At 55.1% G+C, this 20419-nt stretch carries 34 protein-coding genes; 7 read left to right on the forward strand and 27 right to left on the reverse strand.

What is annotated here, in order from left to right:
• Window positions 1–2: 2 nt before the first annotated feature.
• From AQ621_RS00165 to AQ621_RS00180, 4 genes are all read left to right on the forward strand, one after another.
• On the forward strand, window positions 3–1073 hold the full coding sequence (locus AQ621_RS00165; protein ID WP_058339750.1) for an RNA-guided endonuclease InsQ/TnpB family protein: 1071 nt from the start codon (window positions 3–5) through the stop codon (window positions 1071–1073).
• 82 nt (window positions 1074–1155) lie between these two features.
• Window positions 1156–1536, forward strand: a complete 381-nt coding sequence (locus tag AQ621_RS00170) for a hypothetical protein (protein WP_145840204.1) — start codon at window positions 1156–1158, stop codon at window positions 1534–1536.
• Complete coding sequence (locus AQ621_RS00175; protein ID WP_145840205.1) at window positions 1523–2143, forward strand: hypothetical protein; 621 nt, start codon at window positions 1523–1525, stop codon at window positions 2141–2143. Before AQ621_RS00170 ends, AQ621_RS00175 begins: the two co-directional genes overlap by 14 nt.
• Window positions 2144–2151: 8 nt before the next feature.
• Complete coding sequence (locus tag AQ621_RS00180; RefSeq protein ID WP_058339753.1) at window positions 2152–2946, forward strand: hypothetical protein; 795 nt, start codon at window positions 2152–2154, stop codon at window positions 2944–2946.
• Window positions 2947–2994: 48 nt separating this feature from the next.
• Here AQ621_RS00180 and AQ621_RS00185 read toward each other — a convergent pair whose 3' ends face one another.
• From AQ621_RS00185 to AQ621_RS00195, 3 genes are all read right to left on the reverse strand, one after another.
• Window positions 2995–5139 (reverse strand): hypothetical protein, encoded by a 2145-nt coding sequence (locus AQ621_RS00185; protein WP_058339754.1) that lies wholly within the window; start codon window positions 5137–5139, stop codon window positions 2995–2997.
• Between the two features lie 319 nt (window positions 5140–5458).
• A complete protein-coding gene (locus AQ621_RS00190; protein WP_058339755.1) occupies window positions 5459–6583 on the reverse strand; it encodes an ABC transporter permease subunit in 1125 nt (374 codons plus the stop codon).
• Window positions 6580–7344 carry an ABC transporter ATP-binding protein gene (locus AQ621_RS00195; RefSeq protein ID WP_058339756.1) on the reverse strand — a complete coding sequence of 255 codons (765 nt, stop codon included), beginning with the start codon at window positions 7342–7344 and terminating at the stop codon, window positions 6580–6582. Before AQ621_RS00195 ends, AQ621_RS00190 begins: the two co-directional genes overlap by 4 nt.
• 380 nt (window positions 7345–7724) lie before the next feature.
• Here AQ621_RS00195 and AQ621_RS00200 point away from each other — a divergent pair, with 380 nt between their 5' ends.
• Window positions 7725–8228 (forward strand): hypothetical protein, encoded by a 504-nt coding sequence (locus AQ621_RS00200; protein ID WP_145840206.1) that lies wholly within the window; start codon window positions 7725–7727, stop codon window positions 8226–8228.
• A 187-nt stretch (window positions 8229–8415) separates the two neighbouring features.
• Entirely contained in the window at window positions 8416–8784 is a 369-nt protein-coding gene (locus AQ621_RS00205) for a hypothetical protein (RefSeq protein WP_158499510.1), read from the forward strand.
• 256 nt (window positions 8785–9040) lie between these two features.
• Here AQ621_RS00205 and AQ621_RS00210 read toward each other — a convergent pair whose 3' ends face one another.
• The 5 genes from AQ621_RS00210 to AQ621_RS00230 form a co-directional block, all read right to left on the reverse strand.
• Window positions 9041–9502 carry a hypothetical protein gene (locus tag AQ621_RS00210; protein WP_058339759.1) on the reverse strand — a complete coding sequence of 154 codons (462 nt, stop codon included), beginning with the start codon at window positions 9500–9502 and terminating at the stop codon, window positions 9041–9043.
• Window positions 9503–9516: 14 nt separating this feature from the next.
• Window positions 9517–9975, reverse strand: a complete 459-nt coding sequence (locus AQ621_RS00215) for an NfeD family protein (RefSeq protein ID WP_058339760.1) — start codon at window positions 9973–9975, stop codon at window positions 9517–9519.
• 42 nt (window positions 9976–10017) lie between these two features.
• A complete protein-coding gene (locus AQ621_RS00220; protein WP_058339761.1) occupies window positions 10018–10974 on the reverse strand; it encodes an SPFH domain-containing protein in 957 nt (318 codons plus the stop codon).
• A gap of 112 nt (window positions 10975–11086) precedes the next feature.
• On the reverse strand, window positions 11087–11314 hold the full coding sequence (locus tag AQ621_RS00225; RefSeq protein ID WP_058339762.1) for a hypothetical protein: 228 nt from the start codon (window positions 11312–11314) through the stop codon (window positions 11087–11089).
• A 45-nt stretch (window positions 11315–11359) separates the two neighbouring features.
• The gene (locus tag AQ621_RS00230; RefSeq protein ID WP_058339763.1) at window positions 11360–12148 is read right to left on the reverse strand and encodes a hypothetical protein; all 789 of its coding nucleotides are present in this window, start codon (window positions 12146–12148) and stop codon (window positions 11360–11362) included.
• Window positions 12149–12439: 291 nt separating this feature from the next.
• On the opposite strand from AQ621_RS00230, the gene AQ621_RS00235 reads away from it, so the two are divergent.
• Window positions 12440–12865, forward strand: coding sequence for a hypothetical protein (locus tag AQ621_RS00235; RefSeq protein ID WP_058339764.1), 426 nt, complete (start codon window positions 12440–12442; stop codon window positions 12863–12865).
• On the opposite strand, the gene AQ621_RS00240 is transcribed toward AQ621_RS00235, so the two are convergent.
• The 19 genes from AQ621_RS00240 to AQ621_RS00315 all read right to left on the reverse strand — a co-directional run bounded on the left by AQ621_RS00240 (window position 12862) and on the right by AQ621_RS00315 (window position 20371).
• On the reverse strand, window positions 12862–13278 hold the full coding sequence (locus tag AQ621_RS00240) for a hypothetical protein (protein ID WP_058339765.1): 417 nt from the start codon (window positions 13276–13278) through the stop codon (window positions 12862–12864). The two genes, AQ621_RS00235 and AQ621_RS00240, sit on opposite strands and share 4 nt — an antisense overlap.
• Window positions 13279–13391: 113 nt before the next feature.
• Window positions 13392–13586 carry a hypothetical protein gene (locus tag AQ621_RS17480; protein WP_145840208.1) on the reverse strand — a complete coding sequence of 65 codons (195 nt, stop codon included), beginning with the start codon at window positions 13584–13586 and terminating at the stop codon, window positions 13392–13394.
• A gap of 106 nt (window positions 13587–13692) precedes the next feature.
• Window positions 13693–13989: a hypothetical protein gene (locus AQ621_RS00245; protein WP_058339766.1), complete on the reverse strand. Its 297-nt coding sequence runs from the start codon at window positions 13987–13989 to the stop codon at window positions 13693–13695.
• The gene (locus tag AQ621_RS00250; protein ID WP_058339767.1) at window positions 13982–14323 is read right to left on the reverse strand and encodes a hypothetical protein; all 342 of its coding nucleotides are present in this window, start codon (window positions 14321–14323) and stop codon (window positions 13982–13984) included. The genes AQ621_RS00245 and AQ621_RS00250 overlap by 8 nt, the downstream gene beginning before the upstream one ends.
• A gap of 75 nt (window positions 14324–14398) precedes the next feature.
• A complete protein-coding gene (locus AQ621_RS00255; RefSeq protein WP_058339768.1) occupies window positions 14399–14800 on the reverse strand; it encodes a hypothetical protein in 402 nt (133 codons plus the stop codon).
• Between the two features lie 3 nt (window positions 14801–14803).
• On the reverse strand, window positions 14804–15067 hold the full coding sequence (locus tag AQ621_RS00260; RefSeq protein WP_058339769.1) for a hypothetical protein: 264 nt from the start codon (window positions 15065–15067) through the stop codon (window positions 14804–14806).
• Between the two features lie 21 nt (window positions 15068–15088).
• A complete protein-coding gene (locus AQ621_RS00265; protein WP_058339770.1) occupies window positions 15089–15325 on the reverse strand; it encodes a hypothetical protein in 237 nt (78 codons plus the stop codon).
• Window positions 15326–15696: 371 nt separating this feature from the next.
• Window positions 15697–15966, reverse strand: coding sequence for a hypothetical protein (locus AQ621_RS00275; protein ID WP_058339772.1), 270 nt, complete (start codon window positions 15964–15966; stop codon window positions 15697–15699).
• The gene (locus tag AQ621_RS00280) at window positions 15966–16583 is read right to left on the reverse strand and encodes a hypothetical protein (RefSeq protein ID WP_058339773.1); all 618 of its coding nucleotides are present in this window, start codon (window positions 16581–16583) and stop codon (window positions 15966–15968) included. The genes AQ621_RS00275 and AQ621_RS00280 overlap by 1 nt, the downstream gene beginning before the upstream one ends.
• Window positions 16584–16683: 100 nt before the next feature.
• Entirely contained in the window at window positions 16684–16875 is a 192-nt protein-coding gene (locus AQ621_RS00285; RefSeq protein ID WP_058339774.1) for a hypothetical protein, read from the reverse strand.
• A gap of 65 nt (window positions 16876–16940) precedes the next feature.
• Window positions 16941–17570 (reverse strand): hypothetical protein, encoded by a 630-nt coding sequence (locus tag AQ621_RS00290; RefSeq protein ID WP_058339775.1) that lies wholly within the window; start codon window positions 17568–17570, stop codon window positions 16941–16943.
• A 57-nt stretch (window positions 17571–17627) separates the two neighbouring features.
• On the reverse strand, window positions 17628–18077 hold the full coding sequence (locus tag AQ621_RS00295; protein ID WP_058339776.1) for a hypothetical protein: 450 nt from the start codon (window positions 18075–18077) through the stop codon (window positions 17628–17630).
• A 58-nt stretch (window positions 18078–18135) separates the two neighbouring features.
• Window positions 18136–18288: a hypothetical protein gene (locus AQ621_RS17570; RefSeq protein ID WP_158499511.1), complete on the reverse strand. Its 153-nt coding sequence runs from the start codon at window positions 18286–18288 to the stop codon at window positions 18136–18138.
• A gap of 10 nt (window positions 18289–18298) precedes the next feature.
• On the reverse strand, window positions 18299–18652 hold the full coding sequence (locus tag AQ621_RS00300; RefSeq protein WP_058339777.1) for a hypothetical protein: 354 nt from the start codon (window positions 18650–18652) through the stop codon (window positions 18299–18301).
• Between the two features lie 18 nt (window positions 18653–18670).
• Window positions 18671–18799: a hypothetical protein gene (locus AQ621_RS17875; protein ID WP_264753790.1), complete on the reverse strand. Its 129-nt coding sequence runs from the start codon at window positions 18797–18799 to the stop codon at window positions 18671–18673.
• Window positions 18800–19010: 211 nt separating this feature from the next.
• Entirely contained in the window at window positions 19011–19352 is a 342-nt protein-coding gene (locus AQ621_RS00305; protein WP_227508189.1) for a SprT-like domain-containing protein, read from the reverse strand.
• The gene (locus AQ621_RS17485) at window positions 19288–19506 is read right to left on the reverse strand and encodes a hypothetical protein (RefSeq protein ID WP_145840209.1); all 219 of its coding nucleotides are present in this window, start codon (window positions 19504–19506) and stop codon (window positions 19288–19290) included. Before AQ621_RS17485 ends, AQ621_RS00305 begins: the two co-directional genes overlap by 65 nt.
• 72 nt (window positions 19507–19578) lie before the next feature.
• Window positions 19579–20004 (reverse strand): hypothetical protein, encoded by a 426-nt coding sequence (locus AQ621_RS00310; RefSeq protein ID WP_145840210.1) that lies wholly within the window; start codon window positions 20002–20004, stop codon window positions 19579–19581.
• Window positions 20005–20146: 142 nt separating this feature from the next.
• Complete coding sequence (locus AQ621_RS00315) at window positions 20147–20371, reverse strand: hypothetical protein (RefSeq protein WP_058339780.1); 225 nt, start codon at window positions 20369–20371, stop codon at window positions 20147–20149.
• Between the last annotated feature and the right edge of the window lie 48 nt (window positions 20372–20419).

Consider the following 20419-nt stretch of genomic DNA (forward strand, 5'->3'; position numbering starts at 1 on the left):
CCATGACTGAATTGACCATCAAAACCCTCAAAGTTCGCGTTCGCGACAAGCACGGAAAGGCGCTGCGTCGTCAGGCGGCGGCTGTGAATTTCGTGTGGAATTTCATCAACGAGCTGAGTTCTCGCTCGATCCGTGAGCGGGGCATCTTCCTGTCGGCCTACGACATTCAGAGATACACCAACGGGGCAGGCAAGGAGCTGGGGCTTCACAGTCATACCGTGCAACGAATTGGTGCCGAATACGTCACCCGTCGTCAGCAGTTCAGAAAGCAGCGCCTGGCGTGGCGGAAGACGGCTGGGGTGCGCCGGTCACTGGGTTGGATTCCGGTGAATACCGGCCAGGCTAAGTGGAAAAACGGTCAGGTGTTCTTCCACGGCCAGCACTACAAGGTCTGGGACAGCCATGGACTCTCCCAGCACCGTTTTCGCAGTGCGACATTCAGCGAGGACGCCCGTGGCCGCTGGTATTTCAATGTCGTTGTCGAGGTTCCGGTTGAGCAATCGGCAGGAACCGGCGCTGTCGGTATTGACCTGGGCTGCAAAGACGCGGCTATTTGCTCTAATGGTGAAAAGCTCACTGGGCGCTGGTATCGGGCCATGGAAGACAAACTGGCCGTTGCCCAGCGGGCACGGAAAAAGCAACGGGTGAAGGCGATCCATGCGAAGGTCGCCAACCGCCGCAAGGATGCGATGCACCAATTTTCACGGCGGCTGGTGAACGAAAACGCCGCCATATTCGTTGGCAACATCAACACCCAGGCCATAACCAAAACCCGGATGGCGAAGTCGTCACTGGACGCGGGGTGGGGAATACTGAAAACCATGCTGGAGTACAAATGCGCAGGCGCAGGCGTGGTTTTTGGACTGGTCGATGAACGATACACCACCGTAACCTGTAGCGCGTGTAACAGCCGCACAGGCCCATCAGGCCTGGAAGGTCTACGAATAAGAGAATGGACGTGCCGTGTGTGTGGTGTCATTCACGGCAGCCGTGATGTTAACGCGGCCCGGAACATTCTCGCGCTCGGGCATGAGCGTCTCGCAGGAGGAATCACCGTCTCTTCAGGGCGGTGAGGATGTCAAATTAACGCGGTTTGATCGAAGCTGAGAGGGTGCCGTTTTGAGGTTGAAGCGTTTGTTTCAGTGGGTTTTTGGTATGTCCCTTCTGATATCCTCGCTGGCCCTGGTTGGCGGTATTGACGGGGGGTGGCGCACGCTGCTCTATGCCCTGGCGCTGGGTTCTGCCTTCGTGCTTCTGCGACTGACGGAGTATGACGGCTGGGTTGACCGTTCCGGGTTTGTCCGGGAAAGTCCCGAATACATCACGCAAGAGCTGGAGCGCATGCTGGATCGTGTGGAAGAGAGTTCGCAGGGGATTAAGCCGTTAAGCGCAGAGGCTCGGCAGCGGTTTGATGAAGGCATAAAGCGCTTGGGCGGCCTGTCTGTGCGTGCGAACCAAGCGGGGTTGCTGTCCGACAAGGACTTCCAAAAACTGAACGATAGGATTTTGGCGCTAGTGAACAATGATCGTCTTTGACCGCCCCCCGCAGCCTTTGTCCATCAACGGATTCCCAGTCACATTCCGGCCGGTTGATCTGGATGATGGGACGAAGCTGTGGGTGCCGAGGGGGATATCACGGAACAACGCGATGCGTTGCTGGCGGCTCCACCTGGTTAGCGAGGAAGCCGTCATCGGATCCAATGTCGCTGACAGCGATCATGAAGGAAATCCTGTCAGGTCTCTGGAGAAGTCATTTGAGATTCTGACAGAGTTCCTTGAGGGCAACACCTCGCGTTATGTCGTAGACCGGCGAGCTCGGGCAAACGGCATGGAGCGAGATCCACTGGTGGATTGTGGTGTGACAGGAGTGAGCATTAGCCGAGGGACGAGAAAGGACTATAAGGTGGTGTCGGTAACCGCGTTGGTCACGGTGAAGCCGCCGGGCGGCGCTTGCAGGACGACGCATTATTATGCTGGCGCAATCAGCGAGCACGATGTTACGGATGTGGCCGCCGCGAAGGCCAGGTTCGAGGAGATTGTAAGCCAGGCGATACAGGTTCGCCGGTACTATAACCGGTTGCGTTCAGAGGGAAAGTTCCCGGAAGCGATTCCGCGTTTCGAAGATGTCCCCCAGATATTCTGAGGCAGACAGTGACACTGCCGGATCACCTGGATCTGGCTGAGATCATGGACTCATATTCCGCAGCACCGTGGCAGCCGGTAGTGAGAACTACGGGAGGAGATCCAGAGAAACTGGCTGCGACCCTTCAAAGTTATGACTTGAGGACGCCCCACCGCAGGGTCTACCTGAATAACTTTCAAATTCATTTCATTGAAAAGGTGGTTGAAGGCGTTAAGCTCTACCTTCCGCTGGGGCTTTACCGGGCCAGGGGTGAATGGCGAATTCGCATATTTCACGCAGAAGGGATTGCGATTGACAGTGTAACCGACGCTGAAGCGGCTGGGGATTGGAATGAGTCGCTGAAGATGGCCTGGCAGTATTTTATATCTGAGTTGCGTCATCTGAAGGCACCGGGCCCTGAGAACCGGAGGCCGGCGAAGAACGCGATCCTTGAAACGGGTATCCGAGCTGTAAATGTGAATGGCTACGGGAAGATGAGCAAGCGTTATGGCTGCGCTCGCTGGCGTTTCACGTTGGGTATTAGCCAGGTAGAACCGAACGGCCAAGAACGAAGGTCTGTTGTGGGCACCTGGGCATTATCGAAGGTGACAGATGAGCAAATCCGCAATGATCTGCGTCGAGCGGCTGCGATGTCGAATTATCGCTATCACCTGCTGGATGCCGGCGCGACATTGGAGGAAGCCTATCTTGCGAAGGATTCCAGCATCCCTGCTGAGTATTGGCCAGAAGATCCGCCTTGTATCATTACCGCTGATGACCTGTGGTATTTTGCGGAGCAACGGCAGGGCGCACCGGTCGGCTGAGATTTTATGAGGTCAAGCTGTTGTCCGAAGAACCTACGGGTATTCGGATTATCTGCCCAACTCGGCTGTATCGCCTTCCTGATTGTACCGAACCCACATTTCCCGCGCCTTCTGCCTACTCCAAGCCGGAAGGTCCGGTGCTTTTGGCGTATCGAGCCCACGCGCCTTGCGCCAGGCCTTGAAGCCCTTCAGGCTCACCGGTAGACAGAAATGAAGCGGAAGCTTGTCCCACGGATTGCGCAGGGTGGCCAGAGGGTCGATGCGGTCCAGGATGCTGTTTCCGGTATAAACATCGATTCCTCGGGAATGCAGCTCCGGCGGAATCTGCTCCAGTGATAGGCCCGTCAACTTCATGATATCGGCCACGTTGGCAACACTGAGGTACAGAAAAACCTTGGCAGTCTCATCGTTATCGAGATAACACAGGTGGCGCTGCTCCTCGTAATCCACCAGCCCAAGATGGTGCTTGATTTGAGGTGTCGCTTCTTCGATGCTCCGATTGAAAACTCGCTGTTTTGCGAGTGGCTCGTAATCTACCAGAATTTCCCGTTGGCGGGTTCCGCTGCGAGTTTGGATGCCGCTGAAAGAAGGGCGTCCTTTGAGCGCGTCTACAATGCCCTCGAACGCCTCGCAGTCCACGAAGAAATACTCATGATTGAGCGCCAGAAGCTCGTCGACGAAGTTTGGAAGATGGTCGGCGACAGCCTTGTTGAACCACTCAATCACCTCGCGCTTACGGCTCTTATAGTCCGCTTTCACCAGCTTCTCAATCACCTTGCTCTGGTTATGGCGGGCCAGAAAATGAGCGTCGCGCACAATCCGTTCCTTGGTAGCCAGAGCGAACGGGTCAATGGGTTGGAGGTTGATGGTGCTGAGCCTTTCCTTGTCGAAGAAGGACATTTCACGGGTATCGATCGCTGAGATCTCTGGCTCTTCGCCATCCTTCGAGATCAGCACAACCTCGTCGTGTGAGCTCAGTGCGGAGGGGGGAATATACAGGCTGTCTTCGGGAACCTCCCCCGCAAACCTTTCTTCCATCCATCCGTTCGGGTTAGCCCGGTCCTGCCAGTCTGGCTCGATAGAGTGCATGAAGTCTGTGGACAGCTCGGTGCTCGTCCGCGTTTCAATCTCGAAACGCTGGCTGGCCGGCACTGGATACCGATCGTCGCCGGCCAATGAATGCGTCAGCTGGATCATCGAACCGGTAGCCATGACCGGCTCAATGACGCCCTCCACAAAATAGCGTTGCCGGCATTGCTCAATGAACAGGTGAAGCCACAACAGATCCCAGTCATCAAGGTCAGAAATCGCGCCAAGCACGCGAAAACCAGTGTCGCTCACCGTGATGTCCCGGCTTCCCGATCCCTGGGCGGCTCGCCGGCCATTATCTGACCACTGAATGTTGAGCAGGTCATACGGGAAACGGCTGTTTTCGATTCGATCCAGGTTGTACCTGTCGTTGCGATTGCGCATCCGGGCCTGCTGGAGCGGGTGGGTGTAGGTGCCCTTGTCGGTCACAATGATTACTCGTTCTCCGCTCCGGACAACCAGAACGAAGTAGCTGTCGCTGATGTGACTAGATGTAATGGCACAAAGCGAGAAGCCAGACGGGATGCTGGCACCATGATCGATCAGCTCCTCCAATGTCTCGAAAGCGAAAATCAGGCGGTTGATTTTTGGGGGTTCGTTCTCAGCGGCGTCGCCGTCGAACATCGTGAGCTTGGTGAGCTTCTCCAGGTCCTGGTGAGCGTCCAGACCTATCAAGCCGCTTTGGTGCTCCACGAATGCCCGTGTTTGCTCTGTAGTGCTCGAAACGGGTTGGTTGCGGTAATGGGCCAGGGCGTCCAGGCAATCGATGAAAAAAGCGTCATGAGCTCCCCGGATGTCGTCAGAATTGAGGAAGGTTTGCAGCTCCCGGGCTGGTTCAACCATGCGCTCGAAGTCATCTGGGACGCTTTCAAGCAGATCCGCGAGGGTAAACCGGAAGGAAACGCTCTGGGTATAGTCGGCCAGAAGCTGTCGGATGATCAGCGTTACTGCCGTATCATCGTTGAGCGCCTGAGCTTGCTGGATCTTCTGATTGGCCTGAAACAGTGAAAATGACTGTCCGATTGAGCCGGAAAACGATCGTGCGTTGACCTTGGTCCCGGTAAGCTTCTCCCATAGTTCGATAGCAGTGCCAGCAAAAGACATAGTGTTCTCCGCGATTTTTAGACGAATGCGCTTAGCTTCTCACGCTATGCTTCGTCTGCAATGCTATTAGATCAGAAGGAGCCCATGAGACGTTCGATGACTTCGTGTAGATGAAGAGGTTACTGAATTCAGACCCCAGAAACGCCACCCCAAAAAGTAATCGGTGATGCTGGACGGTTGATCCTGGCCACGCGGTTAACTTGGATCGGGATGTTGCGAAGATTCGCCAAGCGCACAGATTAAATCGTCCTACACAGACAATGGCAACCCTAATTCCCCGAGGCTCCGGGCGGCATCGAGATCCAAGCGTCCTTCTGGTTTAACGTGCAGGCCATTCCCTGATACGAGCGACGGCGAATCGGCCGACGGCAATCACAAGTCCGGTGGCGATGATGTTGGTTGCCATCATAGGCATGAAGCTGTAATCCGACAGGCTGTTCACCATGGCGTATGAGAGGTCGGCATAGATGTTGACGACAGGAATGGCCCACGCCCAGGAGGCGTTCTCGAACAAATATGCAGGCAGTACGACTGGGACAAAGAAAAGAGGGACGCTGAGCACCATTTGAAAAACGGAGATGACCATCCGATCCCGAAGGGTGATTTGAACAACAACGAGGATGGCGCAAATGGTTGAGATGGCGAAGATGATTGCGCCAGCGAAGAAGGCCAGGTCGAGATACGCTGAGGCGCTCAGGTTGGCGAATATGCGGAAGCTGTCGGACACAGACTCTCCGCTGCCGGCGAAGGATGCAACCAGCACCACGATGACGCCAAGCAGGATGATAGGAAGCACGACGGCCGCACAAGCGAGCATAACCGAGAACAGCTTGCTGATCATGATAGAGGTGTGCGTAGCCGGAGAGGCAATCAGCTCTTCAAGGTAGCCTTTGGAGCGCTCTTCCCAGACCAGAAATGAGCTGATCATGTTGGCCAGGATGATGAAGGTAACCAGGATGGCCCAAGCGGCTTTGGCCCCGGCGGACTGGTCATTGAGCCCGCTGATGGTTTTCACCGTGATAGACGTTTCATCGCCGGACAGTGATATCGGAATGCTTGCCTCATTCAGGATTATTCCGGCGTCCGCAGCGGATCGAGTGAGCATAACGACGTGCCCTGCGTCGTCCTGCGTGATGGCAAATCGAGCTTTGCGATCACGAATGTCTTGCTTAATGAGGGCGGCAGATTGTTCGAAGCGGACACTCAACGCGTCGTTACCTGCAAGGGCCTGTGCCAGGCCAGATGTCTGCAATGACTGGGAAATGACGACGGGGTACTTTGTGTTCCCGGTATCGGGTGCCGGAGTGTTCTCGCCCTGAACGGATCGATCGAGGATCAAGGCAATGGGGATGACAATCGCAATAGCGAGCAGCAGCAAAGGGATTGCCTTGGCCAGAGAGTACCGGATCTTCGCGAAGTCCTTGGCAATTTGGGCGGCGATCATTGGGTAAGCTCCTTGCTGATGTCATACATAGCGTGAGCGAGGGACTGGGACTCGTGATTTTCGATCATGCTGTCGATATCACCCTGATAATGGACAGAGCCCTGGTGCAGGAACGTCAGGTCATCGCACAGCCGCTCGATTTCCCCGGCGTTGTGGCTCACCAGAATGATCGGCACGTTGGTTTTGGAGACTTCCCGGAGGGTTTGCTCGAAATGCAGGGTGCCGATGACATCAACCCCGGATGACGGCTCATCGAGCAGCAGGGCTGACGGGGATGTGATGAGCAGTCGAGACAGTCGTACCCTTTGTCCCATGCCGAAACTCAGTTCTTCGGGCATGGCATCGACATAGGCGGTGCAGCCCATCATCTCCATAATCCGATCGGTTTCGGTCTCCAGCCGGGCTCCCCGAAGCCCGGCGAGCTTGCCATAGAAGCGCACATTGTCTTTCGCGGACAAGAATGGATAGAGAGCCCCGGAAGACGGAAGGTAGCCGATGTCGGGTTTTTGGCCATCCAGCAGCGTTTTCCCGTCGATCTTTACCTGGCCGCTGGTTTGTCGGGACAGGCCTGCGGCTATTCGCAGCAGGGTGGATTTACCACTTCCGTTGCTTCCAACCAGCCCATGAACTTCCCCCGGTCTAACTGAAAGCGACACGTTGCGCAGAGCGTGGAAGTGTTTGCCATCAATTTGAGGGTGTTGCTTTAGTTGCCGTTTTTTCTTGAGCTTGAAATCCTTTGATATTTGTATGAGTTCAATCATGTCGCACCGGGTTGCAGGTTCCCTGAGGATTATCGCGGTATATGCCGCAGGATCGTCGCTGAAAGACGAGGATTTTAGGGGGTGTTTTCGCCAGAAGTCATGCCGGGGTGCTCGTACAATGACAATTAATCACCCAAATCGCCGAAATGGCATGGATCAAGAATCTTGTCCCTATGGACAGATCGCTCGATGTTCGAGCGCACCTCTCCCCTGGAGAGAACGGTACCAGCCCGCCGCTGGCCGCCCCGTCCTTGAATGGCCGGAGCCCTGAATAGCTCAGGATCAACTCTTCGATGCCGCCGGCATCACCTTAACCATTTCAACCCAGCAGGGGCTCTCTCCCTGGTGGGACGGTGCTTCTGCTCATTTTGAGGAGAAGCATGATGTCCAAGTACGACGACCCCGTTCTGTACTACCAGGATCAAATCGATCTTTGGGAATCCGAGTTGCAGCAGGAAACAGATGACGCCAAGCGTGACGTTTGTATCCAGCTCCGCGACGAGGCGGCTGCCATGAATGCCCGTTATCAGCGAATCCAATACAAATTTCTGGAGCAAGGCGTAGGCCTGACCCTGAAATCCCGCAGTGCTTACTGCGTGGTATTGGAGGATGCCGCTGAGCCGGGACGATACCGGTACCAGGTGTTCAATGAATCTGGATTCATTGGTCATCTGACCAGGGATACGGCAGAGGAAGTTCTACTGGAAGCGTTCCGCGACGGATTTCGTGACATTGCCTCAGGCGATGTGCTGGCGGAGTTCTGTGGAACCGCTGAATGGGAGAGAGGCACTTTGGTCAATGATCTGGTTCGCCGGGTTAACCAGGGTGAACTCTCGCATAAGGATGCAGGTGAACTCTATGAGAGGGAAGCCTTGTCCGCGTGAGACTCCCACTCTCAGGAGGGCTTCGTTAAGAAGTCTTCCTGAGTTTGATGAAGAATTTGTCCGTCAGGACAGATCGCTCGAAGTTCGAGCGCAACTCTCCTTTCGGGGAGAACGGTGCCAGCCCGTTGCTGGTCGCGCCGGTCTTGATTGGTCGGTGCCCTAAATAACTAAAATTATAAGAGGTAAGATGATGAATGACTTAATGAACAAGTCCACTGCATCTGTGGTGGCCAAGCTGTCCAAGCTTGATAAGGATGGTTTGATCGTTGCGAAAGCGGGATTAAACAAAAGGGTGTTCCTGATGGGAATCGCCTTGAAAGTGCTTCTGGCCGTTCTGTTAGCCATGCTCACCGGTATTGGTGGTATGGGTTTCCAGTTGGTCACTGGGGCGCTGATGATGAACTTGGCGTTGTCTGCCTGGATGATTGTCGGCCTTTTGGCTGCAATCGTGATGGCAGTGATCTGTGTTATGCTGACTTTGGCCCTGTCCAAAGATAAAGCTGCGCTAGGTGTAACCGAAGATCTTCTTGATTTTAAGAAGAACAACTCCAAGTGAAACGGCTAACAGGCCAAAGGAAGAGGTAAATCCAAATGTGGACTGACGTGTTTGTAGTAATTCTGGCAGCTTCAGTGATTCTTTCTGTACCAGCTATCGCCATGGGCATAATGGTACTGAGATCGAATCGGAAGTTTTGGAATGAAATTCAGGTGATGGCGGCAAAGCAACCTTCATCAGAACCAAACAGTAAGTAAGGCCTCAAAGCAGTGAGTCGCGCAAGCGACTCACTTTAATCCCTTCTGACATCTCCGATTCAAGAGCTCTCGGCTCCCTTCAGATTTTCCAGCAGTCGCTTCAAGGCGTGAACCTGAGTGAGCAGCGTCATGCGCCGGGCTTTTTGCTCGGGAGAGGCCTGGGCACCTCGGGATTCGGCAGCTTCCAGTTCCAGGCCAATGCCCTGTGCGATGTCTTCTGCTTCACCGATCTGGTGTTCGAGCAGCTCGCGATTGACCGCCCGAGCTAGAAACTGACTGTCTAGTACGGACAATAACCGCTCCTGTTGTTCAGCGATCGTTCTCAGGGCATCCATCTCCTGCGCATCAGTACCCGCCCATGAATCGCTGGCTTGATCCACCGGGCCGGCAACGTCAGGCTTCAGCCATGTGACCCGCCCTGAGTCATGGATAGAAGCCAGTTTGCCGGGTTCCTTTTGGACAATGACGCCTACGACATTGCCCCCCAGTTGCTTCACCTTCTTTTTGGCAATGTAGTTCACGGACAAGCTCCCAATTAAGCAGGCTCGGTATCTTTGGTTTGTTCTACCAGAAACGCCCTGTTATTGCGGAACTCAGCCACATCAACAGTCGCCCCGTTCACTTTTTCGCTGTCTCGCAGCGCTTCAGGGTTGCCGATTTGCCAGTATGTCCCATTGGCGAAGACAAAGAGGCCGGATTCCTCGGTTAGATGAAGCGTTCCTTTGGTTGCCCGAAAGGTACCGAGATCCTCCTGGGTCGCGTTACGCTCTGCCACGTAGCGATCCCGGAAAAAGTACATCAGGACAACGCCGATCAGACTCGCAAGCAGGAGTTGCAGACCAAGATTTATGTCAGGAATGAAAAACGACAAGGCCCCAGCAACGACCGCTCCGATACCAAACCAGAGCACGATAAACGCGCCGATAAATAACTCTGCAATGATCAGGGCCACCCCAAGGGAAAGAAGTGCCCACCAGGATAGTGTTAATGCCATAACTGTACTGCCCCCGGAATACCGGGGGCCTCCATGGTTGTCTTACTGGGATTTTGTAGTAGTTGCCGATTTGCCGAGCATGTCTTTGGCCATGGTTAGCGCACCGATCAGGTTGCTGGCCTCGTAGGGCACGACGATCTTGTTCTGGCTGTCGCTGGCGGCAATGCCGTTCCAGGCTTCGATACGCTCCTGAGTCAGGATAAACTCACCGGCCTCAGGGTTGTCTCGCAGGCCTTCAGCAACCAGCTCAATTGCCCGCTTTTGGCCGTCTGCTTTGAGGATTTCAGCTTCCTTGGCAGCTTCGGCCAGCAGAACCTGCTCTTTCTTTTTGGCTTCGGCGGTACGCTCCAGAGCTTCGGCTTCCCGGAAGGCCTTTTCTTTGTCGCCTTCGGCCTGGGCGATGGTGGCGTTCTTATCGGCAGCCGCCTTGGTCTCGATCGCACGACGCTCACGGGTAGCTTGCAGTTGCAGTTCCATCGCTCGCTGCACGTTTGCCGGCACAGAGATGTCGCTGATTTCAACGCGAGTAACTTTGGCACCCCAACCGCCGGAGGCGTTATCCAAAGCCTGCAACAAGGCAGCGTTCATTTCTTCCCGGCTGGATAGCGTATTATCCAGTTCCATTTTGCCGATTTCGGAGCGCAGGGTAGTTTGTGCCAGTTGCGACACGGCTGTTTTGAGGTTTGAGATCTCGTAAGTTGCCAGCTTTGCGTCACTCACCCGAAGGAATACAACGCCATCAATCGTGATTTGGACGTTATCGGCAGTAATCACCCCTTGACTGGGGATATCAACCACCTGCTCAGCGGTGGTAAATTTCGAGCGCACAGTGTCGATGAATGGAATGACCAGGTTCAGGCCGCCATGCAAGACTTTGTGGAATCGTCCCAGTCGTTCTACGACTTGCACCTCCGCTTGCGGGACAATCCGAACGGCTTTTGCCAGGGTGACAATAATCAGGGCGGCGATAACGCCAGCTACAATTAATACGATGTCCATGTTTTTCCTTACTTAACGTATGATCGATGTGTTTTCAGGTGCGTGATGTTACGGTGATTTTGGTTGGATTAATTCCTGATACCCCTCCGTTTTCGACGTTCTTTTCGTTCGGTTAGTGCGCTTGCGCGTCTGGCTCGGGAGCCACAATCGCCTGGAAGGCATAGGCATAGGGTTTCCCTGAGCCAGCCAGATCTCGGATTTCCTGCTCGGACAATGGGTTTGGGTTCATGCGCCCATGGCTATCGGGCATTTTGCCGGCCATCCACAAGGCCTGCTGCAAGGTATCGTTCACGTTACGATGGGACTGTTGATAAAGCTGGTGCTGAGTTGGCTTGGTCATAGTCAATCTCCATAAGGCGGCGGGAGCTACCCCGCCGTGTTAGCGTCAGTGCCGGACAATCACTTCAAAGTCGTATTCGAAAGTTTGTCCCGCGTGCCGGGCGGTGACTCGCCACACGTTCGGCCGGATTTCTTCAGCCCGCCCGAGCTCTTCGTAAGAGAAGAACAGCTCGCAGTTTGTGAAACCTTTGCTGAAATCCGGGCTCCAGACTAGCTTTCGCTCGAACACATCACGCCAAGGCTCGCCGGAGTCAATGTCACACCGGATGGCATCCATGTGGTCACCGTCGAGCGATTCGACCTGAGCGACGCCGCCGTAAATGACAGTCACCGGGGTGCCTGAGAGCAGGTGAACAAAAGGCTTTTTGTACCGGAAGTACCCGAGCTTTCCCGCAAGTTCCAAAATATCGTCTATTTCCCATTCGTCACCGAGCAGCTCAGGAAGTTCGACCTGGGAAGCGGTGCAGCCGTGCTGGCTGGCGAGGCTGGCGGCTTGGGCGCTGAGTGCCGAGAGTGGAATTTCCATGTCGCTGCCAGGACTCTGAGAGCAGACGTACTCGCCATTGAGCGTCAGCACAGTCTCACTGCCATAGGACAGCAAAAGGACGGGAGAAGCCGCATTGACCCCCGAATCGAGCTCAGCGCCGTGCTGGCCGGAAAACAGGGCAGCCCTCAATTCTCCGTAAGGTTTCCCGTAAAGGCCCTGACACAGACTCTCCAGCAGCCATGCATGAGTGACAGGCTTGCCGGCCCGTCCAGGCATATTGAGCTCGCGCTTCAGGTACTTTGCAGCTTTCTTCAGTTGCTTTTCGGTTATCGTGGCTTGCAACGCCATAGTTACATCTCCTTTTTGGACTGGGGCCTGATCTGCGGGTGCAGGTTGAGGCCAGTTCGGTAGTTGGAGTCATTACTGCCGATCAGCCCTTTGGGGATGGCAGTTAACGGTAGAGTTCAAAGCAAGGATTTGGCATACCAGCAATGCTGGCGACTCCGCCGTGTTCCTTTGGACACCTTCAAGATCTCATGGGCTTCGGCATCTGCAACCACCCAAACATTGCGGCGACATCCCACTGAAGTATGATGAGAACAAACCAATGCAGATTGTCGTGAGCAGACAAGGGACAATATGAGCAAGACAAACGAGACGCCTAGCCCGCTGCCAAAAGAGATCGACGGGATACCCATAGACCCAAAACTCCCCGAAGGCTTCGACATCACACCGAACTACGTTCGCCCTCCCAGTCACAACGTATGGTGGCGGCGGCCGTACATCACGACGGATCGGCATGAGCCGGAGTCTTACCAAGACTACCTGGCACGACTGTCCCGGATGGGGTATGAACCTGACTATTCGCAAGCCGACTGGGAAGCGAGACAACAGGAAAACGCGAAACGGTGGCAGGAGGCTTGGCCCGAGGGGGTTCGTTACAATCTGAGATGTCTGGATGGCGGGGCTTGGGACAGATCCACAAATTACGGATTCTTCCCAAGCCTCGAAGCGGCCGTTGCTGCCGCGAAAGGATTGTCTATACCGGACTACGATGCCTACTAGGCGGCAACGCCCGGAACCGGATCTTCGTGCTCGAACGGGGCACCACACCAAGGGCCATAATGCCCGGCATCCAGCAGGTGTCGGCGGGCTTGCTCCGGCGTAAAGCGAACGCACTCGCTTGGGGATATTTCACCGATCAGGTAGTACAGATCGGACGGAAGGGCGACTTCTCGCCCGTTTGAGGCGTCGACAACGTACTTCACCCCGTTGTCGTCGAGACCCTCAACCCAAGCGTGTGTAAAGCGCAGCCCCGAGAGCTTTCCCTGGCCGCTCACAATGCCGTGAACGAGCTTAATGTCGGTGAGCCCATCCAGATGCCGGCTTTGTCGACCAAGGACGGGTAGCGCAAGCTCAGCGGCCACCTTGAAGCAGTCTCCGAGTTGCTGTGCAGTGTGACGGCGCTGTATAGACATAATACCTCCGGCGTAGGATGAATCGTTAGTGGATCGACAGATTCAGAATCTCACGGAAGCAGGGATCTGCAAGGGCGGGAGGGGAGCTCCGACCAACGGCCGGAGCACAAGATTCAAATCAAACGCAAATCAGTCGGCACCGCGTCCAGACCGTACTCAAAGGTGTAGCCGCGAATCTCCATCTCAAAGAGGAACTCACGGCAGACCTCATAGCCATTGTCGCCACCAGACTCCAGCGCATCGGTGTACCGGGAAATGATCGCCTGCACATCTTCTGGCAGAGTTTCCTGACACTCAAATAGATCCATGTCCTACCTCACTTAATTCATCGATGTGATCTTGATTGTGATAACACCAAGATCTCACGGAGATCAGAATCTGCAAGGGCATCAGAGTGGCAGATCATCTACCAATTCAAGTAGAGATCGCCGCCTCCTGAACCATCAGCTTTTGGAGCTCACGCAAGGTAGGCTCAGCGATAGTGTCGTCACACACCAGAATATCGATGGTTTCGCTTTTCTCCGGCTCGTAATCAACTTCAAGAAACGCGATTAAAGCCATAAGCTCCGGGTAATCGGTGCCATCACTCTCGGAGCTCCCGAAGAATGAGCCATAGGGCACCTCAAAGCCCGCTGGCGGCACAAACAGGTACCGGGTGGTGCCGTATTCGTGGGTGTGCGCCAGAACGTGAGTTTTTGCCTGATTACGCATTGGGATTACCCTCCATCATTTCATTGCAGCAGCGGTCGAGATCGAACTCTTCCTCGCGCTCGAAGTCATCCTCCATCCATACAGCGTCTTCAAGCCCGGTCTCCCACGGCTTCTCAGTCATAATGAAGCCCAGCACATTAACGTGATGGAAGCCGGGTGCGGCGTACAACGTATCGTCGTCATCGCCGCACACAATTGCCCAGACATGATGCTTATTCATCCCGCGAGCTTCGGCCGCTTCAACGGCGTCATCCCAAGTGCTGAGCATGTACTCACCTTCGCACTCCAGTCGCACCGGGATGTAGGTTTCCATGAACTGATCTTCCGAGAGCATGATCGTCTCCGTTGCCGATGTCTTTGGTGCTTTTAATGTCTCATGGAACCGAACATCTGCAACCGGGACAGAAGGTTAGCTCACGGGAATTTTCGCCCGACGAAGATCCCGCCAATACTTGAGTTCAGCCGTAAGCTCGGCGGCTTCCAGCTTCAGGCGCAGAATTTCCTCGTCCCGAACAGACGACCTGGGCTCCAGTAACCGTAAACGCTGCATTTTCAGCTTTAGAAGTTCGACGGCGACCACCAATTCAAGGATCTTTTCCTGAGTCGCGCTCAACACATGCGCTCTAACAGCCGACACCGCGACTGCCTCAGAGCTGAACTCTTGGCAGCCACTGAGATGATCCGGCAACGGTACCCAAGGATCGTCACCGGTACCGATCGGGCCTGGCCGGCAATCAACCATCTCGACCCGGCACTTAGCAGGGTCATTGTCCAGCACGGAATACCATTTACTTCCCCAGCTTGCACCCATCCCTCACCCCTTTTCCATCAACTGTATCGAGCGGACAATCTTTTCTTTGGCACGGGCAACCACCTCGTCCGGGATAAAGATGTCATCTCTTTTTGTGAAAGTTCCGTTGTCGCCTATGTGCGACCATCTCTTAACCTTCATGCCATCAATCTTATGCTCCCAATCAGTGAGCCAAAGACGAATGCCGTCAGGATCACTCAACACATTGAACCGGTACCGCGTATAGCCAGCCTCAAATTCCAAGGTTTCTTCGATCTTCATCACCATTGTTCTCACACTCCCGCTGAATCAGAACCAATCTGTTTCACAAGTGCCCGTGGCGGCCAGCTCACGGCGCGACAACCCGCTGTAGGGGCCGACAGGGGCGTGCAGGCGCTCGTCACGACGATCGCGCAAGTATCGAGCCTTCAGGTAGTGCAAAACACGACTGGCCTGCGCCTCCCGGTGCTCGGGATAACTGAAGATTTTGTGTCGAATACGGCGCAAGGCTCGCTGACTATTCTGATACATCGGCGCAAATGACATTGGCCTGTCCTCCTGGTGGCTAATGGAAGTCAGGATCCCACGGACACCAGAATCTGCAACCGGGCCAGAAAGGCGCTAGAACAGCGAAAGTTGGTCTTCAGCGGGCGCTTGGTCTTCGCCAACAAGCCAAAGCAGGCCATTAGAGATGGTCACAGGGCCGGAGCCCAGAGCGTCAGAGAAGGACATCAGAAGGGCTTCAGAGCAGGGCATAGCGGCCAGGGGTGGAGGCTCTTCAACAGCGGAATCAAGTACAACAAGATCAGCGGGAACAGAGCCAGAATAGAAACAACCAGCCGCAAACTCCAACGCTTCAGCCAGCGAGGAGCCTACAGCCAGAACGAACTGTCCGTCCCGGACTACCGCAAAAGGCGTCAGGCTCGCCATTGGGCCTCGAAGAATGTCCCGCCCATCTGGCCTTCGATGTCGCGCCGGAGGTGTCGGAAGGGGGTATCAAGCGTGACAATGTTCAGTCTGTGATCGAGCTGCGCGGCCAGCCTCCAATCCTGCTGGTACCGGTAATCAATGTCTCTTGGCGACTGACCCGGACGCATCAGGTAAGGGATGGCATATACCCGGCAACCGGAGTTGCCAGGTGCAATGTAAATGGTACCGCTGACGGTCTTGCCGGGACAATCAGGCATCACCAACTCCCCCCATCAGCCGCCGGAGACAAGTCAGCCAGAGTCTGGCAAAGGGATCGCTCCACCTTCTTGGTGCCGTCAAGAACGGATAGCCAAGCCTCTTTCCGGAATATCGTAGCGCCCCCAAGGGCGTCGGCCAGGTAGGCAACATGAACCAAAGCGCGGCCTCGGGAAGCTCCGAAGAGAGCCTCAAGCCGGGGGCCGAACCCATCAGAGCCGGGCGGGTTTTGTAGACGGCCTTCCGTCACTTTATCGAGCAGGTCGTCCATCAGGGAGTTAATGCCCCCCTCGCAAATCAGATCCTCATCAGCGGCCATCTGAAGTACCCGAATCCAGCCCTCCCGGAGAGCGGAAGGCAAAGGATAGATAGGTTCAAGCGTGAAAAGCTCGACCCTCACCAACTCGCCGTCGAGATCCTTTACAAGGTACCCGTTGCCTTGCTGTTGGGCACCCGCAATACCGAAGCGATCAACTACCGTGGTGAAGGAGTCTTCGCCATCCGTCCAACTGAACGTAACCGTCTCATCAAATTCATCATGCTCGAAGCTGCTCAACAGCGGGCCACCATCAACAGTTATGGCGTCAGCCGCATTCAACGCATAGAGAAAGTCGCTCACAAAGTCACCCCCGGACAATTACTTTAGATCTCAAAAAACTCTACATCAGGCGATCACCCGAAAATCCCGGAAAGAAGGGACGTTGACCGCCTGTTTCGGATTACTTCAGGTCAAAGCCAAGCTCATCTGCAATCTCCTCGTCGCTGAAGCCGGCTTGATCGAGCAGAATGAGCTGTTCAGCCAGACCCTCATTGTTTACCCGGCTGGCGATCCGGCTGGCGGCGTCGTGAACAAGGCTGTCGAGTTGCTCGCTGGTGATTCCTGCGGCTTCAATTTGCTGTCGAAGTGTCATGGTCGTCATCCTTTCAGAAAGTCGAAGTATCGGTTCTGTGCTTTCGCAGACCTGTACCGATGCTCTCAAGCGGTTTTGGCACTGCTTTCCACGTCATAGTCGGCATCGAACTCCGAAAAGATGTGGTCACCAGCCATATCCAGAGCGGCGCGTTCAGCAGCTCGCTGACTTTCAGCCCCGGTCACAGAGAGCGTTTTTTTGCTGTAAGCGGTACGCACCAGCTCAACGGTATAGTTTCCTGGGCCTTGATCCGACTCAATTTCGGGCACGGGAGCAGCCGGGTTATGGCAAGCGATCTGGCGAAGCGCCTTCTGCATGTGCTGGATAATTTCCTGCTCTTCCACCCCGGCGTAAGGCTGACCATCCTCAACGTCCATCTCATAGCCTTCCCAGCCCTGACAGTCGTACAGCGACCAGACATTGCGATTCAACGAGGGCAGGCTGTCGCTGGGATCAATAGAGACAGTGGATCCCATTTCGCTGACCCGACCTTCCTCGTCCAGAGGAGAGCAGGGCACATCGCAGCCATTAACACCATTGACCAGGCCGCCGCAGTAATCAGCGACCACCTCAGCAATGCTGGCAGCAAACCGCTCATGCAGAGAAGCATCATCCAGCTCGCCCAACAGGTCAGGACGAACAAGCAGGGTGGACACGATCTGCGCCAATTCAGGGAAGTAGATTTGTTTCGCCATGGACTGCTCTCCGTATTTATGTCTCGTTTCGATGGGAAGAGCATCTCACGGAGCCGACTATCTGCAACCGCGCAACTGCTTTGCGACGGATTTCCGTAACAACCACCGAAGCCGATCGCGCCCGGCGTTACCTGGCGGCCATACACCATCACGAATCTGATCGTCAGCCCCGGACACTGCACGCTCGATTGCGCACTCAACCTCGATACCGGAAGGCTGATCCATCTGGATGCTGCGAATCCAGTCCCAACAAAGCTCTCGGTACCAGCGCAGGCGTGCGCGGCGCTCGGCGGTACCAGGTTCTACCTGGGGGCTTTGGAGATGCTGAATCAAACGAGAGTAGAGGTCTGTAGGAGACAACAGATAGGTATCTGAATTGGCCAGCAGCTGCGCTTCAGTGAGGGCCGATTCGATCAGGTCAGCATACCGATCACCAGCGGAGTCCGGGGCAAAATCGGTAACAACGTCACGGCAGAACAGCAGAACGTCTGGGTTGAAGGTGAGCATAAAGCCTCCGTAAGAGTAGGGTTAGTCACTCTTACGGCAGGCAGAAAATTAGGAAGACTCAGTGGATTTGCTTGGAGTTAAGGGGTTCGCACTCGGTATTGCATTCCGGGCACCGGTCGTTGCACATGCAATCCCACTCGTCGATCCACTCTTCGCCGCAACTGCACTGATAGTGATTTTCGTACCAGGATGATTCTTTATTTGGCTCCATAAGAAATTCCTCAGTCGACTTCGATGTTGGTTAACCGGACGGCGATATGACGGCTACTAGCAAAGGCAGGAAGCTGTTCTCCGTTGTCGCCGAAGGACTGCCGCAAAACACCAAGAATGGTATTCCAGATGTCGTCCGGCAAATCGGATTCGGTGCCTTCGCCATTCAGGCTCGGTTCAACCAGCACCACGACATCAGCATATTCGCCAGGAAGCTTGCCCGGCCGGTGCCAGGTGAATACTGGCTCCCGTTCAATGTAGTCGACGAAATCTTTGCGCTCGAAGAACTCCGGCGCATTGAGAACGACATGAAAGCCGATTTCAGGCTCAATGCCGCGAGACAAAACCTTCTGTAAGCGATCCATATTCAATGACTCCTGTTCTCAATCAAGCTGGCTGGCAATACTTGAAACGGCGGTTTGCAGGGCGTTAGTCACAGCCTCCGATTGAACATCCACACCTTCGGATGCCAAGGCAAGAAGGAATGACTCGATAGCGTCGGCGTAAGCCATTTCCTGATCACCAGGAGACTGTCCATCCTCGACAAACTGACAGACTAGGGAAGAAGAGATTGAGCTGTAGCCAGCGCCAACCTGGAGAGTAATACCAAACGGAAGATGCACAGTTTTGGGCACTGGCGACGATAGAGCTACTGACACGAGGAAGTCCTCTTGAGAAAGTTCACCCCCAGTTTACAAGCGTTTTCAAATCTGCAACCTGAGATCAGACTCCTATAATTACCTCTGATTCACCATCAAGTTTCTCTTTCACCGACCGCCACTCCGGCATGAACCGATCCAGAAGGCCGCAGAAGCGTGGGCTGTGGTTATGCTCCACCAGATGACACAGTTCGTGCAGCAGCACGTAGTCGATGGCCCGTGTAGGGGCTTTGATCAGATGCGGGTTCAGGAGGACGGCTCCTTCTGGTGAGCAGCTCCCCCACTGGGTCTGCATCTCCATCATGCGCCAGGCCGGTGCCGTCGTTGTCCAAGACAGACAATCAACCACCAAGTCGAGCCGCCGTTGGAACACCTCCACGGCCCGATCCCGGTACCACTGGCGCACGCTTTTTTTGTATCCGTTCCGCAGTCAGCTCTTTGCCCTGAACGCGGAGCTGGCCGCCAATCAGTTTGCAGGTGACCTTGCGCTGCTCCGGGGCCGGGATGACTTTCAGCACATACCGCCGGCCCAGGTACAGGACACTCTCCCGCTCACCCACTGTCTCTGCCGGACATCCCGGTGGCGCTCCGCGATGTCGTCCAGATGTTTCAGTATCCAGCGTGCCCGGCGCTCAGTCACATAACCGGCCGTCGGGAAGCGACCAGGCTGCTCCGTTCAACGCCGCATTAAACGCCTGGTAGTGATGCCGGCGTTCTGGGGTGTTGAACGTGAGCCTCTCCAGGTCGAGGGAGACTTTTCCGGGGCGATCGCCGCTCCCCTGGCCCAGGAAAACCTCATACAGGCAGGCGGTTGCCCGGCCAATGTCGAGATTGGCGCGGCGCACTGCGTCCGGGTTAGGCGAGCGAATCCCAAGCACTGATTGATATGCCCTGGCGGCCTGCTTTGCGGCATTGCTTTGGTGGACATCAGCGAGGTATCGGGTTAGGTAGATATCAACGTCGTCACGGATTCCGTTGCGATCTGCGTCCTTGCCCGTGAGCCCGTGATTACCCGAGCATCCGGTCACGATCAGGGCTACCAGCGAAACAATGAGCATAAGGAGAGGACGCTTGGCCGTACTGACTGGGTGCACGTTCAGATTCCGAGCGTGGCGAACGTCGCCTTCATGTAAGTCTGCGTAATGCGCCGCAAGGCTGTATGCACTGAGTCCGGTTAGGACACGGGAGAATGCCATCATCTCACCTAGAATATGAGAGCAGGTTTTCGATACTCTCCTTCACGCTGACCACATCTTCAATCTCAAAGCGTCCTGACTCGTGGTACACCCGGCGCACATAGGGAGCTACCAGCGCATCAATCTCCGCTTCCGTTGGATGAGAGCCATGCCGAGCAACAATATGAACCGTTTCGCTCTCTCGCTCATTGAAGGAGATGGTCACCGCAAAGACGCATCCTAAATCCATACCACAATCCTTTCACGAATGAATGAAGCCAAACCACATAAGGTAGCG

It is taken from the genome of Marinobacter sp. P4B1, from assembly GCF_001447135.1.
Classification (GTDB): Bacteria; Pseudomonadota; Gammaproteobacteria; order Pseudomonadales; family Oleiphilaceae; genus Marinobacter; species Marinobacter vinifirmus.